Source organism: Candidatus Bathyarchaeota archaeon, assembly GCA_026014735.1.
In the GTDB taxonomy this organism is placed as follows: domain Archaea; phylum Thermoproteota; class Bathyarchaeia; order Bathyarchaeales; family Bathycorpusculaceae; genus Bathycorpusculum.
The window spans coordinates 63272-82811 of sequence record JAOZHT010000001.1; the positions used below are offsets into that span (position 1 = coordinate 63272).

Sequence of the window (19540 nt, forward strand, 5' to 3'; positions counted from 1 at the left end):
AAACCTAAAACTACCATGCAACATAATTAAACGCTAAGAGCAGAAGGGGAGAACATCTTGCCAGTGCCTAGAGAAATCACCGCGGACCAACTGATAGAAAAACTAGACCAAATTCTCCAAGACATCCATGAAAAAGGCATGTTCTACTTCGTCAGAGTAGACGGCACTATGTTTGTTCTTGGCCCAACCGATGTATGCAAACTTGCCAGGGGATTAGTTGGGCAAAAACGTGGTTGGCCTCTCCGCCTGCAAAGCCAAGACATATGCACTGTGAGAGACATTGAGCCGCTCAAACAGAGTCTTGCATACATTTTCAAAGATGGCACATGCCTAGCCATGTCCATAAAAGAATCCGATTACGACGCAATTAAGCAAAATGTTGAAAAGCCTGCAAGTGAAGAACGGCAAAAAGGCTTCTCAGAAACCTTGCCCAATGGTGATAGATCGCCGCCAAACAAGATCTCCGACTCCTGGGTTGAAGGTCAGGTCGTCGCTGGACTGTACTTGATTTTGGATGAAATCGGAGAGGGCAGTTTTGGAAAAGTGTACAAGGTCAGACACCAACTCTGGCAACAGGACCTGGCAGTCAAGGTTCTCAAGAAAGAGACTCGGTCTAATAGGGCAGCGGTTGAACGCTTTTACAGAGAAGCCCAAGCGTGGACAGAACTGGGTTTGCACCCTAACATAGTGACATGTTACTATGTGCGGGAACTGAATAAGGTTCCAAAAATATTTTTGGAATATGTATCTGGAGGAACCCTCAGAGGAGCAATAGAGAACCTAAATCTGGACCAAGCAATGGACTTTGGAATACAGATTTGCCGAGGCATAGCCTATGCGCATCAGCAAAATCTAGTTCATCGAGACCTAAAGCCGGAGAACTGCCTGCTTACCGAGAGTGGCGTACTAAAAGTAACAGACTTTGGCTTGGTAAAATTGGTAGAATCACTAAATATGGGCGGCGTCGAGGCGGGGAAAACAGGCACAGCTGGAACTCCAGAGTATATGGCGCCTGAACAGTGGGGTTCAGCATCGAAGGCTTCAACCAAAGCTGACATCTGGGCATTGGGCGCTGTGCTGTATGAGATGTGTAGCGGTACTAGGGCTTTTGGGAGTAGAAAGGGTGAATCTATCCATGCGTTCCATGCTCATTTGATGCATACAAATTGGTCGCATGCTGAGCTTCCTAAAACTGTCCCCTACAAACTGGCGAAGTTAATAGAGCAATGCTTAGAGATTGACCCAGAGAAGCGACCTGAAAGTGCAGTTGCCATAGAAGATAACCTTACAGAAATATACCGCAAGGTCACCAAGCAACCGTACCCCCGCCAGAAAGTTGAACAAATCGCCCTTTTAGCAACCAGTTTAAACAACAAAGGCGTCTCGCTCATCGACCTTAAAAAAACAACAGAAGCCTTAGAAGCTTTCTCAGAAGCCCTTAAGGTTGACCCCTCGAACCCTGAAGCTGTCTACAATCAGGCGCTGCTTCAGTGGCGAAATGGCGACATCACCGACTTGGAGGCAGTTGACAGAGTCAAAGCTGTAAGCATCAATCTACCTGACGTTTGGAAGTCTCATTATCTTTTGGGTTTACTTCACATCGCTAGGCAAGATGCGGAGTCAGCCAACGCTGCGCTGAAAGATGCAGAAAAAATAGCTCCTCAACAACCAGAGGTACAATTGGCCCTTGCAAAGGTAGATTCTGAAAAAGAAAATTGGCCTAAACTCATGTGTACAGTGGGCGACGACTCTACATCGGTTACGGCTTTAACGTTCGCCGCGGGTACTCTGCTAATTGGTTACGATGATGGCAAACTCAGAATTTGCAATATCCGCGGGCAAACAGAAAGAACAATAACCACCAGAGCCGGCAGCGTTCTCACTGCCATATTTGCGGAAGACTACGCGAATCCATCAGTAATTGTCGCAAATAGAAAATCAATAAGTTTTTGGAACTTAAAAAGCGGCGATTGTTTTGGAACTCTACACTGCAATATTCAAGGTAAACCGGTCCAGTCGATGGCAATTTCTTGCGATGGAAAATGGGTGTTAATGGCATCCGGCGAAACAGCTCGTCTATGCCAAATTGACGTTATTAATGACGAAATTTACTATAAATTCGAGTTTAAAGCGCATAAAGACACTGTTTCTTGTATATGTCTACCGAATTATGGCCGGATTGCCGTCACAGGAAGCTGGGATTCTGCAGCGAAAGTCTGGGATACATCATCAGGGCAATGTCTGTTTTCTCTTGAAGGTCACACCAAAGGCTTAAACGCCATGCACCTGTTGCCTGACAGCACATTGCTGTTAACTGGCAGCCTCGACCATACCGCTCGGCTCTGGGAGCTGAAATCAGGAAAATGCATCAGAACCATTCAAGGACACAGCCTTTCAGTGGACGCCGTCGCAATATCGCCCAATAAGAAGTTGGGTTTAACGGCAAGTAGAGACCGCACAGTGCATCTGTGGAATTTAGAAACAGGGCAGTGCTTGAGAAGTCTAATCGGTCACAAAGCGGCAGTGACCTCGGTTGCTTTCTCAGATGACACCTTCTATGCCGCAACCGGTGACGCTGACGGCAAAGTCATGTTATGGGAAGTCGCTGATAACAAAGGTTCGGAGCCTCTTTTTGTTTTAGGGGAAGTAAGGTCGCTTGAAGACCAAATAGGGCTTCAGTATCAATTTGATGATTTGGTTGATGAAATAGAGGAAGAGATTTGGATTGGCCACTGGGAAAAAGCAGTTCAGCTGTTGAAGCAAGCAAGAGCCCTACCTGGATACGAAAGGCACCCAACAATTATGGAGCTTTGGGCAAAAATAGGTCAAAGAGGCAGAATAAGTCGATGCAAAGCCGCTTGGTGCGTTAGAAATATTGCGTTCGCAGGTGAAGTCAGCAGGGCTATTTACGCTGCTTTCTCTAGCAACGCAAAACTTGCTCTGACGTCCAGCGAAGGCTTATCAGGTGCCTACGTTTTAAACCTTGATAGCCGAGAATCCATTTCCTTAAATGCACATAGAGGCGAAATCTCTGCAGTGGCAATATCTCCTGACGGCACTGTAGCTTTGACAGGCAGCTCAGACCAAAATGCAGTGATATGGAACACAAAAACCGGAGAATGCCTATATGCACTCAAGAAGACGCAGGGAGAAACAACCTTCTTGGGTTTCTCTCCCAACGGCAAAACAGCGTTAGTGGCAAGCTCAGATGGCACAGCCAGACTTTGGAGCATAAAAACAGGAAAATGCGAAGCGACGCTCTCGGGTCATTCAAGCAGCATCCATGTGGCAGTTTTTTCCCCTGACAGCCGCCATGTCCTTACCGGAAGCACTGACCAAACTGCCCGTCTATGGGGCGCAGAAACCGGACGCTGTGTTTGCGTCTTAACTGGTCATGCAGGTGATGTGGATGCAGCGGCTTTCTCTCCGGATGGCTTGTTTGCTTTGACGGGAAGCGCTGACAACACCGCAAGATTTTGGGATTTGCAAACAGGGAAATGCCTGTTTTCGCTGCAAGGCCACAAAGACAGCATACGTTCAGTGGCTGTCTCCCCAGACGGCACGACTGCAATCACTGGAAGCGGTGACAGAACCGCTCGACTATGGGATTTAAGCACCGGCAGCCTCCTGTTCACCCTCAAGGGACACAGTGCATTGGTTTCTTCCGTGGCTTTTTCCCCAGATGCGCAATACGTGGTTACAAGCAGCTGGGACAACAGCGCCAAAATATGGGCTGTGAAAACTGGCGAGAACTTGATTGAGTTAATAGGGCACAGCGGCCCCATTCATTCCGTGACGTTTTCTCCGGACAGCCGCTTTGTTGTAACTGCAAGTTACGACAGAACCGTTCGTGTTTGGGAGTGTGACTGGGATTACGCTCTTCCTCAGAAAACTGAATGGAGCCAAGAAGCAAAACCATACCTCAGCAGTTTCCTGGCGCTTCATTTACCTTTTGTTGGTGAGGGCTTCAAATCATTCGGGAGTCCGGAATGGAAAACCGAAGAATTTGAGGAGCTGTACAAACAGCTTTCTATGCGGGGCTTCGGTTGGTTAACTAAAAGCGGGGTTGAAAAAAGACTCAAAGAATTAGCCGCTGAAATACTGCGTAAACAAGCGAACGAGTAAGTGCCTGCCCTTTTTATTGGTCCTCGGGTGGTTGACATTTAGGAAGCAGGAAAAGCAACCTTACGGTTTTGTCACCTGACAGATGGATTATGTCTTCGTCTTTGAGTTTTTCTTTTCGACCTTTCACCAATTTTTTGTCCCATAACAATGTGGGGTTTACGGCGTCTCCATGTTCAACATACCAACTGCCCTGCTCAAATGTTATCAAAGCCTGAGGTTTCCATACTCTGGAAACGGTTGAATATTTTTCCGAAAGTAAAATGTCATTGGCAGCATCGTATTTGTCGGAATTATCGGGGTCGACTCTTCCAATGTTAATGCTGGATTTTTTCAACGGGAAGTATTTGCCATCGTCGATTCCGCCCAGTACCTTGACTTTGGGTGTGCAGAATTCTTCATCCAAGTTTTTTTGGACCTTCGCTGCTTCTGTTTTTAAATCAATCGAAAGGTCTAATTTGAGCACTTTTTTGGTTGTTCTCAAAGCATTCTCTATTGCGCCCGGTACAATCAAGTAATTCATTACTGCTCTACCATTCTTTTCTCCAGGTTCTTTCCTAACTAAGCCCGTGTTAAACAGCTTTTTAAGGTGTCTTTCAATATTTTCTCTGCTGCAAACGATCTGATTTTTGTATAGTTCATGTGAGATCGATTCCACGTCAAGTGGCTGTTTTTCAATTATTTTTAGAATTTTCAGTCGAATAGTGCTGCCTAGAATCTCAAGATAACTTGCCAGTTCAACTGTCAAATCAGAACCTTCGGTACTGCCAACGGGGATTGTCTCGCTGTGATTTGCTTTAGGCAATAGAGTCACCGGTCATGATTAATAGCGCATTATTTTAAAAGCCTTTAGTTCGAACGAAAAATGTTGTGCTGCTCACCTAATTGTTGCTGTCGGTAACTAGCAAGTTACAAGATTATAACGCTAACGTTGCTAAATTTAAGTAGCGCAGGTACAATCCGTAAGGAGGTAGAATGGTATGGGTATCGTTAGTGAAATTAAGAGTTTACCGATCGCTAAACTAATCAGCGCTGATTTTATTTATTTACAAACATGTCTTCATTGTTTTGCCGCCAATCTATTGTTTCTTGGGTTTTACCCAAAACTTGATAAACCCACTGCTAAATATGCTTGGCAGACGGGTCTTGGAAATGACTACAAATTCAAGCTCTATGTCGACTGCTTTGCTGGTCTGGCATCTAAAACGTGGAGGTAAAGAATTTTGAAGCCCATCTCTGTTGGTCTTAACTTGGCTTGGCAAATTGCAGCTTCCGAAGCCGGTGCCAATCTTAATGAATACGTAACAAAAGAGTACATGCTTATTGGAATTTGCAGCCTTGAAAAAGCAGCGATGCTTAGTCCAGAGCAGGCAGGGTTAACTCAGCAGGCGCTGCATACGGTTGCGATTGAATGTGACAAAATAAAGGGTTTGTTTAGCGATTATGAGTTAAACTGTACTGAACTTAGGCGCGAAATAAGAAAAAGAATTAGCCCGGGCAACTATCGAAGCAGAGATCAGCTTATCCATCGAAGTTTGGAATGTAAACAAGCTTTTGAAAGGGCGGATACTTTATCCGAAGCAAGCGCTGAAGTAACATGTCTGCATTTCTTCGCAGCACTCATGGAGTCACCCGGTAAAGCTGTCTTAGAGGTCCTTTCTGCCAAAGCTGTCAAGCCAGAGGATTTAGCTAAACAAGCTCTGTTTTACCAAAACTCCTCTGATTTGACAAGTGAAAAGGAGCCTGTGAAACCTGCTGGAGGTCAACCAGAACAACCCAGTGGCACACACTATCTGGATAAGTACGGTAGAGACTTAACTGAGGAGGCAAAAAAGGGAAAGCTTGGTCCATTCATCGGTCGACGGTTTGAACTGTTGCAGCTGATTCAAACAATGGCGCGGAAAAGTAAAAACAACCCCGTCCTCGTTGGGGAAGCAGGCGTTGGAAAAACAGCGATTGTTGAAGCATTAGCGGTACGTATAGCTGAACAGAAAGACCGGCAAGTTTTGGAAGGCAAAAAAATAATTGAGCTAAACATCGGCAGCCTTGTCGGGGGAACAATGTATAGAGGTGAATTTGAGCAGCGGCTAACAAAGATTATTGAGGAGGCGAAGGCTCACCCGGAAATCATCATTTTCATAGATGAAATCCACAATTTGATTGGGGCTGGACGCGCTGAAGGTAGCGCCGACGCTGCAAACATAATGAAACCTGCCCTTGCCCGAGGCGAAGTCCGCTGTATTGGCGCAACAACCATCGCTGAATATCGGCGTTACATTGAATCTGATCCAGCGTTGGAACGCAGATTTGAGAAAGTAATCGTTAATGAGCCAAGCGCCCAAGAAACACTGGAAATCCTACGGGGCATTAAAGCAAAGCTGGAAGACTATCATGGTGTGGAGATTTCAGATTCATCCATGGAGGCTGCGGTGAATCTTTCCATACGTTTTGACGCTGACCACCAGTTGCCCGATAAAGCTATAGATTTAGTTGATAAAGCAGCTGCCCGCGCTCGCGTTCCCGGGTTGAGTATAGAGAGTGATTCGGACTCAACTGGCGAAACTAAAAGCAAAGATATAGAAGCCAATAAACCGGTTGTCGACGAAAACGCTATTGCAAACGTGTTATCGGATAAGATTGCGGTGCCTGTAGAGATAATTACTGGCCATTTGGAGGGCGTGGGACAAAATAGACTCATAAAATTGGCGCCTTCCCTTAAATCGAAAATAGTTGGGCAGGACGATGCGATTAACCGCGTTTGTAACCGACTGCTTCTTGCCCATTCAGGCCTGGGAAAACGAAATGGGCCCTTAAGCGTCTTTATGTTCCTTGGACCCACCGGTGTCGGCAAAACAGAGCTGGCAAAGCTGCTGGCAGAGTACTTGTTCGGTAGCAAATCTGACATGATCCGCCTTGACATGTCAGAATACATGGAGGAACATAGCACTGCAAAACTTATCGGTTCACCGCCCGGTTACGTAGGCTACGAAGCGGAAGGACAGCTGACAGGGAAGCTAAGGACACGCCCCTACTCTGTGGTTCTTCTTGATGAAGTTGAAAAAGCTCACCCCCGCGTCTTGGATATGTTTTTGCAGGTCTTTGATGAAGGCAGATTGACTGACGCTAAAGGGCGCACAGTTGACGCTGAAAACGCCATCTTCATTATGACTTCAAACATAAAACCCGACAGCTACATGGAGTTGCCCTCCATGTACGATGGTAGAAAGCAGCAGACTGGAAACGTCCGAGAACAGCTAAAAAGGATGTTTCGGCCAGAATTCATCAACCGCATCAGCGACATAATAGAGTTCCGCCAACTTAACAGTGAAGATGTAACGAAAATTCTAAAACCCATGCTAGAAAATGTCTTTGCAGTTATCAAAAACAAATGCGGGGTTACCGTCTCAACGGAGAAGGAAGCTGAAGATTTCCTCATCAGGACAGGATTTAGTTCCGATTTTGGCGTCCGCGAGCTCCAACGTGTTGTTGAAGAGCAAGTGGAAATCCCCCTAAGTCACCTGATGCTCAGAGGCGAACTCAAGAAGCATCCAAACTGGACTGTAACTGCTGGAAAAGACGGGCTTGCGTTCACTCCAACCGATGGTACTTCTAGGCGCAGTTCAGAAACAGAGCCAGTTTAGGGTCGCTGTCGGTTCGTATTAGAGGGTTTTGCGTGTCTGATGTAAGCGTTAGGTTACATCTGTCAACTGGCGAATTCGCAGGTGCAACCATCCCTACCTGACGAGTATAAAAACTGCAGAAAAGAACATTCACGGTGAAGAAGCATGTCCATCATTAAACCAAGCACAACCGTTCCAACCGTTAGGCATGGGAGGCCCGTTAGGTGAAGTTTCAACTTAAAGTCCGCGGCAGCGCAGAATTAGATGCTACCCATAGGGCAACCATTGAATCAGATTTGCCGGGTATCGAAGCCTTGAAATTCGGAACCGACGACGTGGCTTTTCTGAGGCTTGAGAAACAGGGGAAATCATGCGGCTGTATTCTTTTGGAAGTGAAGAGCGGAAATGCAAACGAGATAGTACTGGACCGTTTTAAGCAGCGGCATCTGAATGTTAAGGATGGCGGAGTGGTAGATGTTGAGGCTGTCGTGCCCAATACTGCCGAAAGAATTGAGCTTAGTGTACCGCCCGATTTCTCTGAGCGCGATGTAATTCGATTCATAGGTAAACCTCTAACAAGAAACGAGAAAACTGCTGTTTACGTTTTCAGCGGGGGACTAAACAGCGCACGAGTGGTTACTGTAAGCAATGCAAAACCTGACGGCATAGTTCTTGTCTCCACATCAACCCAGTTTATAACATCAATTATGAAGCCCGAAGTCGTTCCTATCCACTACAGTGACATAGGCGGATTAGACAGAGAAATACGTCAGATTCGAGAGGTCGTCGAGTACCCTTTTCGGTACAATGACGTTTTCGAGCACCTTGGCGTTTCACAACCGAAGGGCTTAATTCTCTATGGTCCACCTGGAACTGGAAAAACCCTTATTGCCAAAGCACTTGCCAATGAAGTAGGCGCCAACTTTATGTCCATTAGTGGACCGGAAGTGTACAGCACGTGGGTTGGCGAAAGCGAACGAAAGTTAAGAGAAATCTTTGACGAGGCAGAGAAAAAGGCGCCGTCGGTTATTTTGATTGATGAAATCGATGCTCTTGCGCCAAAACGTGGAAAATCAACAGGCGAAGTTGAGCCGCGCCTTGTGGCGACGCTGCTTACGCTAATGGATGGGTTAAGGCAGCTTAAAGGCGTAGTTGTTGTTGGAACTACAAACAGGTTAAACTCGATAGATGAAGCGCTAAGACGAGAGGGCAGGTTTGGTCACGAAATCCATATAGGTGTCCCAGATTTGGCTGGTAGAAAACAGATTCTTAAGATCCAAACCGTTGGCATGCCTCTTTTTTCTGACGTTAACTTAGACATAATCGCTGACCGAACAGCGGGTTTTGTGGGCGCCGACCTTGCGGCTGTGTGCCGCGAAGCAGCCTACAATGCGTTGAGGCGCACTTTTCCAGCGGTCGCGTTTGAAAGAGGAGAAGTTAATGCAATCGAAGACCTCACTGTAAACCAATTGGACTTTGAAAAGGCAGTAGCAACCATTCCCCCTTCAGCGATGAAAGAACTGCTCGTCGAGGTTCCCAAGGTCACTTGGAGCGACATAGGCGGCTTGGAAGAAATAAAGAAGCTGCTTATCGAGAACATCTCTTACTCTATTTCCAAACGAGAAGTCTTCAAGCAGATTGGCTTAAAACCGGCAAAAGGAATCCTGCTTTATGGGCCACCGGGCACCGGCAAAACCCTTTTGGCAAAAGCCGTCGCCAACCAATGTGGCGTAAACTTCATTGCAGTTAAAGGACCTGAAATCCACTCAAAATGGGTAGGCGAGTCAGAGGAGAGAATTCGGTTTCTATTTGCCAAAGCCAGAGAAGTTGCGCCTTGTGTCATTTTCTTTGATGAGATAGACGCTGTTGCCCCAAATAGAAGTGGCGAATCCCAATTTTTCGACACGCTCGTCAATCAGGTACTTTCCGAAATGGATGGGATAGAAAATTCGGACGGCGTTTACGTTATTGGTGCAACCAACCGAGTTGAAATGATTGATCCCGCAATCCTGAGACCTGGAAGATTCGATTACCTCATTTACGTTCCGATCCCAGACCCAACAACTAGAAAAGCTATTTTTGAGGTGCACTTGCGAAGTAAGCCGCTTTCCACAGACTTTTCGGTTGATGAAGCTGTACGTTGCTCGGAAGGGTTCTCAGGCGCTGAAATAATGGAAGCATGCCGCCAAGCAACCTGGACAGCTATTCGAGAGGCAAACTTCCAGGCAGAGAATTTTGCGTTGACGACTAATCACCTCAAAAACGCGATTGCCTCCATCGCAAAAACAAAATCAAATTTGACGGGGTCAAACCAGAGAAGAAGCTATGTTGGATAAGGAAGGGAAAAAAATTGATAGAAAACAAACCGCTAAACAAACAGTCAAATGGGAACCCAATAGAAAAGCAAACAATCGAAAACCAAGACTTCTGCGAAATAAAAGCAGCCATGTTCTCGATGCTGGAGCAAAAAGAAAACGAAAAACAACAGCTAAACTTTCTCCTGCATGAAATCGACACTTGGGCGGTAAAGCAGTGGCAAAGGGAAAACCAACTTTCCGACGACTATGATCGGGTAATTAAAAGTCTGCTTCTAGTCATTGACCACTTCGGCACGGCAAAAGAGGGTAATCGAGATATCGCCGAATGGATTCTTGGCAAAATTAAAAGGATCATAGAGGATGAGGGTTTTGAGGAGATAAAAGTGGCGCAGGGAGACTCCTTTGACGGCATTTACCACCAATGCGTTGGTCAACGCTCTGATGTAATCTCGGATGGGGATGGGGAAGTGGTAGAAATTGTTAGACCAGGATACCTGAGGAAGAATTCAAGCAACAAAGGTCAAACAGTTTTCAGACCAGTCGAAGTCATAGTAAGTCAAAAAACAAACGGTTCGTAGAGGGAAAAGAAATGACAAAGTCAATAGGAATCGATTTAGGAACCAGCAACTCAGCCGCTGCTGTTCCAGTAGGCGGCGAAACCATAATGGTTGAAAGCCGCCATGGACCCACCGTTAACGGTAAAAGTTTCCCGTCATATGTCTTGTTTGATAGTAATGGAAAAAAGAAGTCAGTTGGAAAAACGGCAAAGATGCAGGGCGCTGCCACTCCAGAGCTTCTAGTTTGGGGCGTAAAGCGACTAGTAGGTTTATCCTATGATGCTGCCTTAGCAAATGGGGAACTTAGCCGTTTCCAGTACAAAATAGAGAAAGGCCCCAACGGTTCAATCCTTATAAAAGTCGCTGATGAATACTACACGCCATCGCATATCCTTGAGTTTATTTTGCAGGAGATCAAAGAGGACGCTGAAAACCAGCAGCTTAATCCCTTGATCGGTAAGGGTTTAGACAGCTTGGTTGTCAGTGTACCGGCATATTTTGACAGCACACGTGTGACGCCGATTGTGGAGGCGGCAAAAAGAGTCGGCTTCAAAGAAGTTAGCACTATCGCTGAGCCCACAGCAGCGGCGCTTCAATACGGCTTGAACGCAGATAAGAAGGCTAGAGTGCTTACCTTCGATTGGGGAGCAGGCACACTTGACGTTACAATTATGTTGTCTGTTGAACAAAAGAACGGTGGCTTTATCTGGGGTGAACTTCGAACTTCAGGAGACGAAGCCTTAGGCGGCTTAGATATTGACGACAGCTTAATTAGCTACCTTGTCAGGACCTATGACCTCAAAGCTGTAGAAAAAAACCCCACCTTAAAACACATCCTCAGGGAAGAAGTCGAGAAAGCAAAGATCCAGTTGAGCTCCAAACAAACCGTAAACGTCGATGTGCAACTGGGAAGAACAATTCAACTTACCCGAACAGAGTTGGAAGCGGTAATTGCGCCAATTCTGGAAAAATGCCGTGGTCCCATAAGGACTGCTTTAAGCCAAGCGCATTTGCAAGCCAGCCAAATTGACCACTTGGTGTTTGTGGGCGGACCAACCTACATGCCATCGGTTCGTGCAACGGTTAGAGATGAACTGCAACGATTAGGCGCCTCCCCCGCCTTGATAAGTGAACTAGATGAGTATGAACTGAAGGGTTTGCCAGTTAATCCGATGGAATGTGTAGCTAGGGGTGCAGCCATAAAGGCAGGCGGAGAAATCAAGCTAACCTCACGAAATGAACCAAACGGTTATGGAACAATCGTGGGTTCCTCAAAGGACTTCTGTGAGTATTACTCTTCAATTATCCCGCCATTTTCTCCTTACCCAATAAAGCGAACAAAAACAATAGTGCTAGGCGGGCAAGCCCTCCGTGCCCAAATAGCTTTGGTTAGACGGCGAATGTACTGTGAGAGAGACAAAACTGTAAACAAGTATATTCACCTCGGTGACTTCGACTTCTACTTGAGAGCAACCGGGGAACCCCCCCTAATAGACATAACAATCGAACTTAATGGCAACAAAGAGTTGATCGCAACATTCACCCACAGGCAAACAAGAGAGTTCACACGTCATGAAAACTTGGATGCGTTTGCTTTAAGGGGGGATGAAATAAATATCGAAGACCAAAACCAGATGCCTGACCCAGAAATTTCCGATTCTGAGGGTAAGGACGGCCTTAGTGCGTTAATGGATAAATGGGGAAATATGCTTCCACGCCGAAACTGGAACCAGAAGGCCCTTGAAAGCTCCCTTGACTTGGCCGACAAATTGGTGAAGTCTTATTCTGCGAAGGTAACAGATGCCAGAGTGCAGGTAAAACGAGAGAGACTCCTGGAAGCGATCAACAATTCAAGGACACCTGAAATTGACACACCTCGTTTAATGAGCCGGATCCAAGAGTTCTTGGAGGCTCTGTTCTGCGCTGATGTGTTAAAAGAGCCGGAGCTTCTTGTCTACAATCAAGATCTCAGAAATATCGAGAGGACAATGTAGGGGGATGGAAGGGAATGTCAGGATTAGATGCTCAAGAAATCATTAAGCTGGTTAAAGAGGAGAAATACGAAGATGCCCTTGGCGTTGGTGTAGGAGCGAAACAGGAAGAAATCGATGAACAACACCTTCTGCTTGTTTCAGAATACAGCGACAACTACGATGTTCAAGACTCGCTAAACAACGCCAAGAGCCATTTGATGGAAGAACAAAGCAACGATTCAAACAAGGGCCAAAGACTTTTCAGAATTGGAAAAAGCGATGAAGCAATACTGTACCTTAAACGGGCAGTTAAAAGTCGGGGAACCATCGAGGACCAAGCTAGTTTAGGAGTTATGCTTGCGTCAATGGGATTCTACCGCGAAGCCATTCCATACCTGAAAGTAACGCTTGAATACCAAGCTAATGACAAGCTTGTAAACTATTGGTATGGGATGTCACTGCTTAACTTGTATTTTGTTGAAGAAGCAATCCCTTTCCTTCTCGATGGTGGCGTAAAGAACGTGCCGATCTCTGTTCCAACGTTGAAAACTGATCCGATGGGCTACGCTTATTTGCAGCATGCACGTGGCTTTGCGTACGCTAAATATGCGCGTGTTGAAGATGTACCTCAAAACTGGAAAATAGCGATTCAGGGATACAATGAGTCGTTAAAAGTTTACAACAGAAGTCTTCCTGAACAGTACAGTTTAGCACTAAACAACATAGGGTACGCATATACGAGGCTTGCTGAATTAGAGGATCCTGCCGCTAACTCCAAGAAAGCAATTTGTGCATTAAAAGAAGCATTATCGATCCGCACAGCAGACAGCGACGAAGCAGATAACGCTTGGACGATGCGTAACCTGGGATATGCCTACTTGACGCTAGCTAAAGGCGAAAGCAAAATCTTGAATTGTGAGACCTCGATAAGCATATTTAACGATGTTTTGAAGGTTTATACATTGTCGGCGTATCCCGACGAGTATGCAAAAACCAATAACTATCTCGGAGTTGCATACCTGCGAATGTATGAAGCAGAACCTTTGGTTGAATACATTAAGCAAGCAATAGGTTTTTTCAAGGAAGCCCTCAAAGTTAGAACTGCAACCCACATTCCCACAGAATTCGCGGAATCAGAGGTTAACCTCGCTAAGGCGTACGCAACACTTGCCAGAGTTTGTGACAAAACTGCAAACAAAGAGAAAGCATTGGACGCCTACAACCAAGCCTTGAAAATATATACAAAGCAAGATTTTCTGTCACTCAACCAGAAAGTTGAAAATGCCCTCCGAGAGCTTGAGGTCATATGATTAAGCTAACGCTTGTTACATTTTGAAGCGAAATTCAAGACAAACAAGAGGTTTTGCCTAAAAGCCGTTACGCGGGTCCAGAAATGAAGAGCGGAACGTGAGGTCTCAAGGCTTTGAAGCCCTTGGTAAATTAGGCGACAAGAAAGCGGTCGAACCACTGATAGTAAACTGAACGACTCTGGCTATAGCGTACGACGCACGGCAAACTATTTCTTGCTCTGCGGATGCTGATTTGGACACTTTGCTCATCTATAGTTTTATATTTAATCTATGTGATACGCAATGGTAATTGAGGTATTTGATATGGCTGATTTGAAAGGTTGCCCCTTTGGGCAAGACATGCGTAGTGACTGCAAATTCTGCGATTACGGCGACAAAAACCACTTCGACGCCGCGTCGGGGCAATGCGTAAAACGCTAAATCACTCTTAGCACAACGTTGTCTGCCGTTTTTTCATGTAATCAGAATTGTATTTTTTAAGCCTTCAAAATGGGGGTCGCCTGTGACGATTTTTGCTTGCAGCTTCTCTGCAGCTGCCAGTATAAACGCATCGGCTATTCCAAAATCCTTTGTGGTTTGCCGCATCTTGGAGTGGAAAAGGCCCGCTTGCTTAGAAAGTTGTTCGTCTATCTTTACAATTTGAGAATTGCTCAAAAGCATGTCGTATGCTGCTTCAACATCCCGTTTTTCTCTTGCGACTTTGCTGATTATTTCGGCAACGGATATTGCACATGTGTATATTTCGGCGGTGGGCTCTTCTAAGATATCTTTTAGTTTTGCCCCGTATTCGGTGCCTCTGAAATACTCTATCCAAGCCCATGCATCGACGATGTACTTATTCAAGTTGCCCTTTCATCTCGTCTTCTGTGGTGAACGGAGACATGCCCTTGAACATGCCGAAGCCATTTTTTCTGCATTTCTTTACGACTATTTCGATGCATTGGTTTTCCTTAATGTTCTGGGTTTCTACGAGTTCTTTAGGCAAGGTAACTACTATTGAACCGCCAACTTTTCTTGTTTTTGCTAAACATCCCACCATACCCGATGCCTAGTGGACAATAATCCAGCTGTAACACATAAGTTTTACTAAATTATATAGAAGTCACAGAAGCATCGTCGCCTTCTCTCAAGCACAAGCATATACGTCAGTCCACTGCATTTACAAAACCACCCATCAACGAGGGCGCTTCAGCGGCTTTGTCTTCTCTTCATCAGCAGATACAGCAGCAGCGGCCCCCCAAGAAAAGCCGTGATCGCCCCCACCGGCAGCACAATCGGCGCAATCAGGCGTCTGGCAAATATATCTGCAACCAACAGCAAGATAGCGCCGAAAAGCGCAGAGGACACAATCAGGTACCGCAAATCTCCACCGACTACTCGGCGGCAAATATGCGGCGCAACTAGGCAGATGAACCCGATGGCGCCCGTGAAGCTTACCACTGTGGCAGTTAACAGGCAAGCTGTGATAAGCGTGATTTTTCTTGTGCGGTCAACCTCTGAGCCGAGGCTTTTTGCTGCGTCGTCGCCCATCCGCATCAGGTTAATGTCCCATGACAGCCGCATGTTTATGATAAAGCAGATGACCAGTACCCCGAAAACGTAGGGGAGCTGCCACCAATCCGCCCGCGACAGGTCACCTATCACCCAAAAAACGGTTGCGCTGACAGCGTTGGATTCGGCGAAGTACTGCAGTATAGTGGTTATGGCGTTGAATATGTACACCATAGCTATGCCTGCTAAAATCATTGTTTCAGGGGATGAGCCTCGGCGTTTAACCAAAAGCAAAATAACCGCAACCGGAATCAAAGAAAAAACGAAGGCGTTGCCGACAATTAGCAGGTTGCCCTCGAAAAAGCCCGCGCCTAAAATGATGGCTACGGCTGCCCCTAAGCCTGCGCCCGCAGAGACCCCCAGCGTATAGGGCGTTGCTATGGGGTTACGTAGGATAGCCTGTGTTGTAACGCCTCCCATCGCCAACGCGGCGCCCGCGAAGATAGCCAGCAGAATCCTTGGAAGCCTCAGGTTCCAGACGACTATATCCGCTAGCGAGGAGACATGTATCCAATCGGGAAAGGCCTTGGCGAACATGGCGGCGTAGGCGTCCAGAAAAGTCATGTTGGCTGAACCCTGCGTTAAAGCGATTCCCGCCACGATAATTAGCAGGATGATGCATGCGGCAAGGAAGAGGGCTCTTTTTGCCATTAGCTTTCGGTACTTTCTTTTTTCCTCCTCCACGGTTGCGGTTGCCTCTCTTGGGGGGTTTGTTATATGTTTTTTATCCACCATATCATCGCCGCCTTCTTTTGTCGTTTCCACCAAAGCTTATTTTGTTCATCCAAAACGAGGGTGCTAGATAGAAAATCCCGTAGCTGCACTGTTTTGTCAGCTGGGATGATGTGTCTTTTTGCGAAGCTTTCTGTAGCTTCATCCAAGCTGCCGAAGCATTGTGTTACCTGGAAATCCCACAAATCCGCGTTTGCCAATATTCCCGCATCATATAGGATGTTGTATGCGCAGATGAAATCCGAAAGCTGCCCCGGCGCGGTTTCAGCCCCGTAGACGGCGTATTGTATTTCCCTATCCATCCACGGCGAAGCAGACATGAAAAGATAAACGCCTCTTCCTGCCAGCGCATCCATTTTCAGCAGGCTTTTTTCGAGGTCAGCCATCACAAGAGAGAAGGATGCTACCACGAAGTCATGTCTTGCAACTTCATTTGTCTGTAGGTCTTCAAGGGCTCCTTTGAGGCATCCGATGTTGCAGAGGTTCTCTTTCTGCGCTGCCGCCTCAAGGTGAAGCAGCATGTTAGCCGACGGATCCAGCGCAGTTACCTGCTTAACCCGTTTAGCCAGCGGTATTGTGATTCTTCCTGTGCCCGCGCCCACCTCCAGAACAGTGCATTCGATGGGGAGTTGCAGCCTGTTTAGCTGTTTCTGCGTTAAATCCTCCATGTGTCTGCAGCTTTGACTGTATGCTGCTGCTTCTTTATCCCAAAACTCGGGTTTGCTAAGTTCAGAGCGGTGAGTGTAAAATCTTGCTGTATCTCGAAGTTTAGCCCAATCCACTATGCCCGTCATGTTGCTGCTCAACTTTTTCTGAGTTTGACTAAAAAAAGGGAAGAGAAATTGCCTGTTTTAGGCTGCTGCGTTCGGTATACCGACGATGTCGCCGTTAACGCTTATTGTTGGATACAGGTAGACGCCCTTTGTGTCCAAGTTGTAGTCTAACCGTAGGAAGCGGGTGAAGTATTCCTGATGGATTGCCTGGGGGTTCCAGCTGGAGAAGACGTCGGGGTAGAGGACTTTTGCCATGTAGACTGCGCCGAGTGTGCCGCCCATTGCGTTGTTGCGGAAGTCACCTGCGATCATGTAGACGTGGCCGTTTTGGACTGCGGTAAGATTTGCGAAGCCTGGCTGAGCGATGTACTGTGCGAGTTGGTATTTCATGCCTGTGGGGTCGGTGGCGTCTATGCCTTGCGGGGGCTCTTGGGTGAGTCCACCATATGTGTATCTTACGGTGTGGACGAAAATGTAGGCTGGATTCTGGTTGAGGATAAATTCTGTATCGATAGTTATGGACGCCCCGGTTAACGATGAGGCTATGTTTTTGCCTCCCGATAAGATGCAGGCTTGGCCTAGAGTGTCCTGGGCAGTGTAGGCTTTGGGGGCACCGGTGGTAAGGGTTGGGCAATTGGTTATCATCACAGATTTCAGCTGAGCCTCGGGGATGGTGTTGACTTTTGCGTTTATGGTGGATGTGAGGTTGAGTATCCAGTTTGCATATTCTGTTGCTCGGTCGACTTTGTTGAAGATGTAGCCTGCTTTGAGGACGCCTTGGATGAAGCGGGAATCTTCCGGTTTAGTTACGTTGGGGTTGTATAAGCCCAAATATACCACGTCTACGCCGGGCAGATGGGCTGCTTTGTCAGCGGTGGCGGCGGTGAAAGTGAAAAGCGTTGTGGGGTGGAGGTTTAGGACTGCTTCGTAGTCCGGCGAACTCATTTGACCTACCATGGTTATGCTGGCGTAATTGTTAGGGTAGAACAGCTGCTTAACTGGCTCAACGCCTGCGTCGATGCCGACCACCAAGTTCTCTACGCCAAGTATGCGTACGAGCTCGGTGTTTTGGTTGTACTCAACCACCAATCGGTTTGCAGGTAACGAAACTGATATGTTGGCTTTGTTGCCGTCGAGCATGTAGATTTTTGAAGCTGTCGCGCTGAGGAGTGCATTAACTTGGGTTACATCGGCTGTGTTTACTGTGCCGTCTCTGTTTGCGTCGGCGAATTGGGTTGCGGTTCTGGAGCCGTCGATTATTTGCTGGATGTAGGTGGCGTCGGTGGAGTCGATTTTGTCGTCCATGTTGGCGTTGCCGTATATTTCTAGTGTGAGGTTCATGGCTGAGACCGTGGTGGGTTGGGTTGTCGGTTTTGCTGTTGGGTTGGCGGTTGGGGTTGGTTTTTTTGTTGGAGTGGCTGTGGGTGGGTTGCTCGTGGTTGGTTCTGTGGTGGGTTGTGGGGTTCCTGTTGGTGTGGGGGTGGATGTGTTTTGGGGTGTTTCGGTTGGTTGGAACCAGTTTTGGCTGTAACCGACTACTAGTGAGGATGCGATTATTATGGTGAGGAGGGCTCCTGCGATTATTGTTTTGTTCAAGGTGATCACGTTGTTACTTTTTTTTATTTTAGTATTACTTATACCTTGTGTTACCTTTATCGACTAAAGTAATACTAAAATAGCGCTAAACCCATCAATTCACACAGAGAAAAACATGAACATAACCGTGCAAGACCTAACCTTCAAGTACCGCAGCACCCCCACCCTCACAGAAGTCTCCCTCAAACTCAAAGAAACCGAAGTCCTCGGCATGGTCGGACCCAACGGCTCAGGAAAAACCACCCTGCTCAAATGCCTAAACAAAATCCTCGAACCCCAACAAGGCACCATCCTGCTCGACGAACAAACAATAAAGAAGCTAAACCGCCTCGAAGTAGCCAAACACGTTGGCTATGTGCCGCAAAGCTCAGCAGGCGACCAAGAATCCCTTCTAGTCTTCGACATGGTCCTGATGGGCAGAAGACCCCACATCGCCTGGCAAAGCAGCGAGCGGGACAACGAAAAAACCTGGGAGGCACTTAAAATGCTGGGCATAGAGCAACTGGCGATGCGTAATTTCTATGAACTCAGCGGCGGCGAGCAACAGCGTGTTCTCATCGCAAGGTCTCTGGCTCAGGAAGCCAAAATTATTCTGCTTGATGAACCAACCAGTAACCTTGACATAAGGCATCAGCTCGAAGTTATGGAGTTAACCCGTAAGCTTGTTGCCGAGCAGCATCTTGCGGCGGCGATTGCGATCCATGATTTGAACCTTGCGGCTCGATTCTGCGATAAAATTGTTATGCTAAAGGCTGGCGTGATTTTTGCTGCTGGCGAGGCAGAGGAAGTGTTGACTGCCCAAAATATCCGTTCTGTCTATGATGTGGAGGTTGCTGTTAACCGGTTTGATAGGGTGCCGTTTATTTTGCCGTTGGCTCCGATTCGGTAGGTTAGTGTGAGGGGTTGGTTGGGTGTTTAGTCAACCCTCATTACTTAACTTGTGATTAACTTGAGTTAAACCAAAATTTATAAGCGCCCGAAAGAAACA

The 19540-nt window shown here is 46.8% G+C and carries 14 protein-coding genes; 8 read left to right on the forward strand and 6 right to left on the reverse strand.

The genetic code is table 11. From position 1 onward, the window contains the following. Positions 1 to 63: 63 nt before the first annotated feature. On the forward strand, positions 64 to 4125 hold the full coding sequence (locus tag NWE93_00270; GenBank protein ID MCW3998656.1) for a protein kinase: 4062 nt from the start codon (positions 64 to 66) through the stop codon (positions 4123 to 4125). Positions 4126 to 4138: 13 nt separating this feature from the next. Here the strand turns inward: NWE93_00270 and NWE93_00275 are convergent, their stop codons facing one another. Further along, positions 4139 to 4927, reverse strand: coding sequence for an ArsR family transcriptional regulator (locus tag NWE93_00275; GenBank protein MCW3998657.1), 789 nt, complete (start codon positions 4925 to 4927; stop codon positions 4139 to 4141). Positions 4928 to 5102: 175 nt separating this feature from the next. Here NWE93_00275 and NWE93_00280 point away from each other — a divergent pair, with 175 nt between their 5' ends. The 6 genes from NWE93_00280 (at position 5103) to NWE93_00305 (ending at position 13900) form a co-directional block, all read left to right on the forward strand. Next, positions 5103 to 5339 carry a hypothetical protein gene (locus NWE93_00280; protein MCW3998658.1) on the forward strand — a complete coding sequence of 79 codons (237 nt, stop codon included), beginning with the start codon at positions 5103 to 5105 and terminating at the stop codon, positions 5337 to 5339. A gap of 6 nt (positions 5340 to 5345) precedes the next feature. Further along, on the forward strand, positions 5346 to 7763 hold the full coding sequence (locus tag NWE93_00285) for an ATP-dependent Clp protease ATP-binding subunit (GenBank protein MCW3998659.1): 2418 nt from the start codon (positions 5346 to 5348) through the stop codon (positions 7761 to 7763). Between the two features lie 203 nt (positions 7764 to 7966). Further along, positions 7967 to 10078, forward strand: coding sequence for an AAA family ATPase (locus tag NWE93_00290; GenBank protein MCW3998660.1), 2112 nt, complete (start codon positions 7967 to 7969; stop codon positions 10076 to 10078). Between the two features lie 14 nt (positions 10079 to 10092). After that, the gene (gene grpE / locus NWE93_00295; GenBank protein MCW3998661.1) at positions 10093 to 10638 is read left to right on the forward strand and encodes a nucleotide exchange factor GrpE; all 546 of its coding nucleotides are present in this window, start codon (positions 10093 to 10095) and stop codon (positions 10636 to 10638) included. A gap of 11 nt (positions 10639 to 10649) precedes the next feature. Further along, the gene (locus tag NWE93_00300; protein ID MCW3998662.1) at positions 10650 to 12611 is read left to right on the forward strand and encodes an Hsp70 family protein; all 1962 of its coding nucleotides are present in this window, start codon (positions 10650 to 10652) and stop codon (positions 12609 to 12611) included. 14 nt (positions 12612 to 12625) lie between these two features. Then, positions 12626 to 13900, forward strand: a complete 1275-nt coding sequence (locus NWE93_00305; GenBank protein MCW3998663.1) for a tetratricopeptide repeat protein — start codon at positions 12626 to 12628, stop codon at positions 13898 to 13900. Between the two features lie 453 nt (positions 13901 to 14353). Here the strand turns inward: NWE93_00305 and NWE93_00310 are convergent, their stop codons facing one another. From NWE93_00310 to NWE93_00330, 5 genes are all read right to left on the reverse strand, one after another. Continuing rightward, on the reverse strand, positions 14354 to 14743 hold the full coding sequence (locus tag NWE93_00310) for a PIN domain-containing protein (GenBank protein ID MCW3998664.1): 390 nt from the start codon (positions 14741 to 14743) through the stop codon (positions 14354 to 14356). Further along, positions 14736 to 14939: an AbrB/MazE/SpoVT family DNA-binding domain-containing protein gene (locus NWE93_00315; GenBank protein MCW3998665.1), complete on the reverse strand. Its 204-nt coding sequence runs from the start codon at positions 14937 to 14939 to the stop codon at positions 14736 to 14738. The genes NWE93_00310 and NWE93_00315 overlap by 8 nt, the downstream gene beginning before the upstream one ends. Before the next feature lie 149 nt (positions 14940 to 15088). Next, positions 15089 to 16186, reverse strand: a complete 1098-nt coding sequence (locus NWE93_00320) for an iron ABC transporter permease (protein MCW3998666.1) — start codon at positions 16184 to 16186, stop codon at positions 15089 to 15091. Then, on the reverse strand, positions 16165 to 16977 hold the full coding sequence (locus tag NWE93_00325; GenBank protein ID MCW3998667.1) for a methyltransferase domain-containing protein: 813 nt from the start codon (positions 16975 to 16977) through the stop codon (positions 16165 to 16167). The genes NWE93_00320 and NWE93_00325 overlap by 22 nt, the downstream gene beginning before the upstream one ends. Before the next feature lie 57 nt (positions 16978 to 17034). Next, positions 17035 to 18552, reverse strand: coding sequence for an ABC transporter substrate-binding protein (locus tag NWE93_00330; protein MCW3998668.1), 1518 nt, complete (start codon positions 18550 to 18552; stop codon positions 17035 to 17037). 115 nt (positions 18553 to 18667) lie between these two features. On the opposite strand from NWE93_00330, the gene NWE93_00335 reads away from it, so the two are divergent. Continuing rightward, a complete protein-coding gene (locus NWE93_00335) occupies positions 18668 to 19441 on the forward strand; it encodes an ABC transporter ATP-binding protein (GenBank protein ID MCW3998669.1) in 774 nt (257 codons plus the stop codon). Positions 19442 to 19540: the final 99 nt, after the last annotated feature.

What these genes read in the sequence shown, in the direction of transcription:
- NWE93_00335 (MCW3998669.1), top strand. Translation starts at nt 18,668, where the DNA reads ATGAACATAACCGTGCAAGACCTAACCTTCAAGTACCGCAGCACCCCC.
- NWE93_00315 (MCW3998665.1), bottom strand. Translation starts at nt 14,939, where the DNA reads ATGGTGGGATGTTTAGCAAAAACAAGAAAAGTTGGCGGTTCAATAGTA.
- NWE93_00300 (MCW3998662.1), top strand. Translation starts at nt 10,650, where the DNA reads ATGACAAAGTCAATAGGAATCGATTTAGGAACCAGCAACTCAGCCGCT.
- NWE93_00280 (MCW3998658.1), top strand. Translation starts at nt 5,103, where the DNA reads ATGGGTATCGTTAGTGAAATTAAGAGTTTACCGATCGCTAAACTAATC.
- NWE93_00305 (MCW3998663.1), top strand. Translation starts at nt 12,626, where the DNA reads ATGTCAGGATTAGATGCTCAAGAAATCATTAAGCTGGTTAAAGAGGAG.
- NWE93_00325 (MCW3998667.1), bottom strand. Translation starts at nt 16,977, where the DNA reads ATGACGGGCATAGTGGATTGGGCTAAACTTCGAGATACAGCAAGATTT.
- NWE93_00320 (MCW3998666.1), bottom strand. Translation starts at nt 16,186, where the DNA reads ATGGTGGATAAAAAACATATAACAAACCCCCCAAGAGAGGCAACCGCA.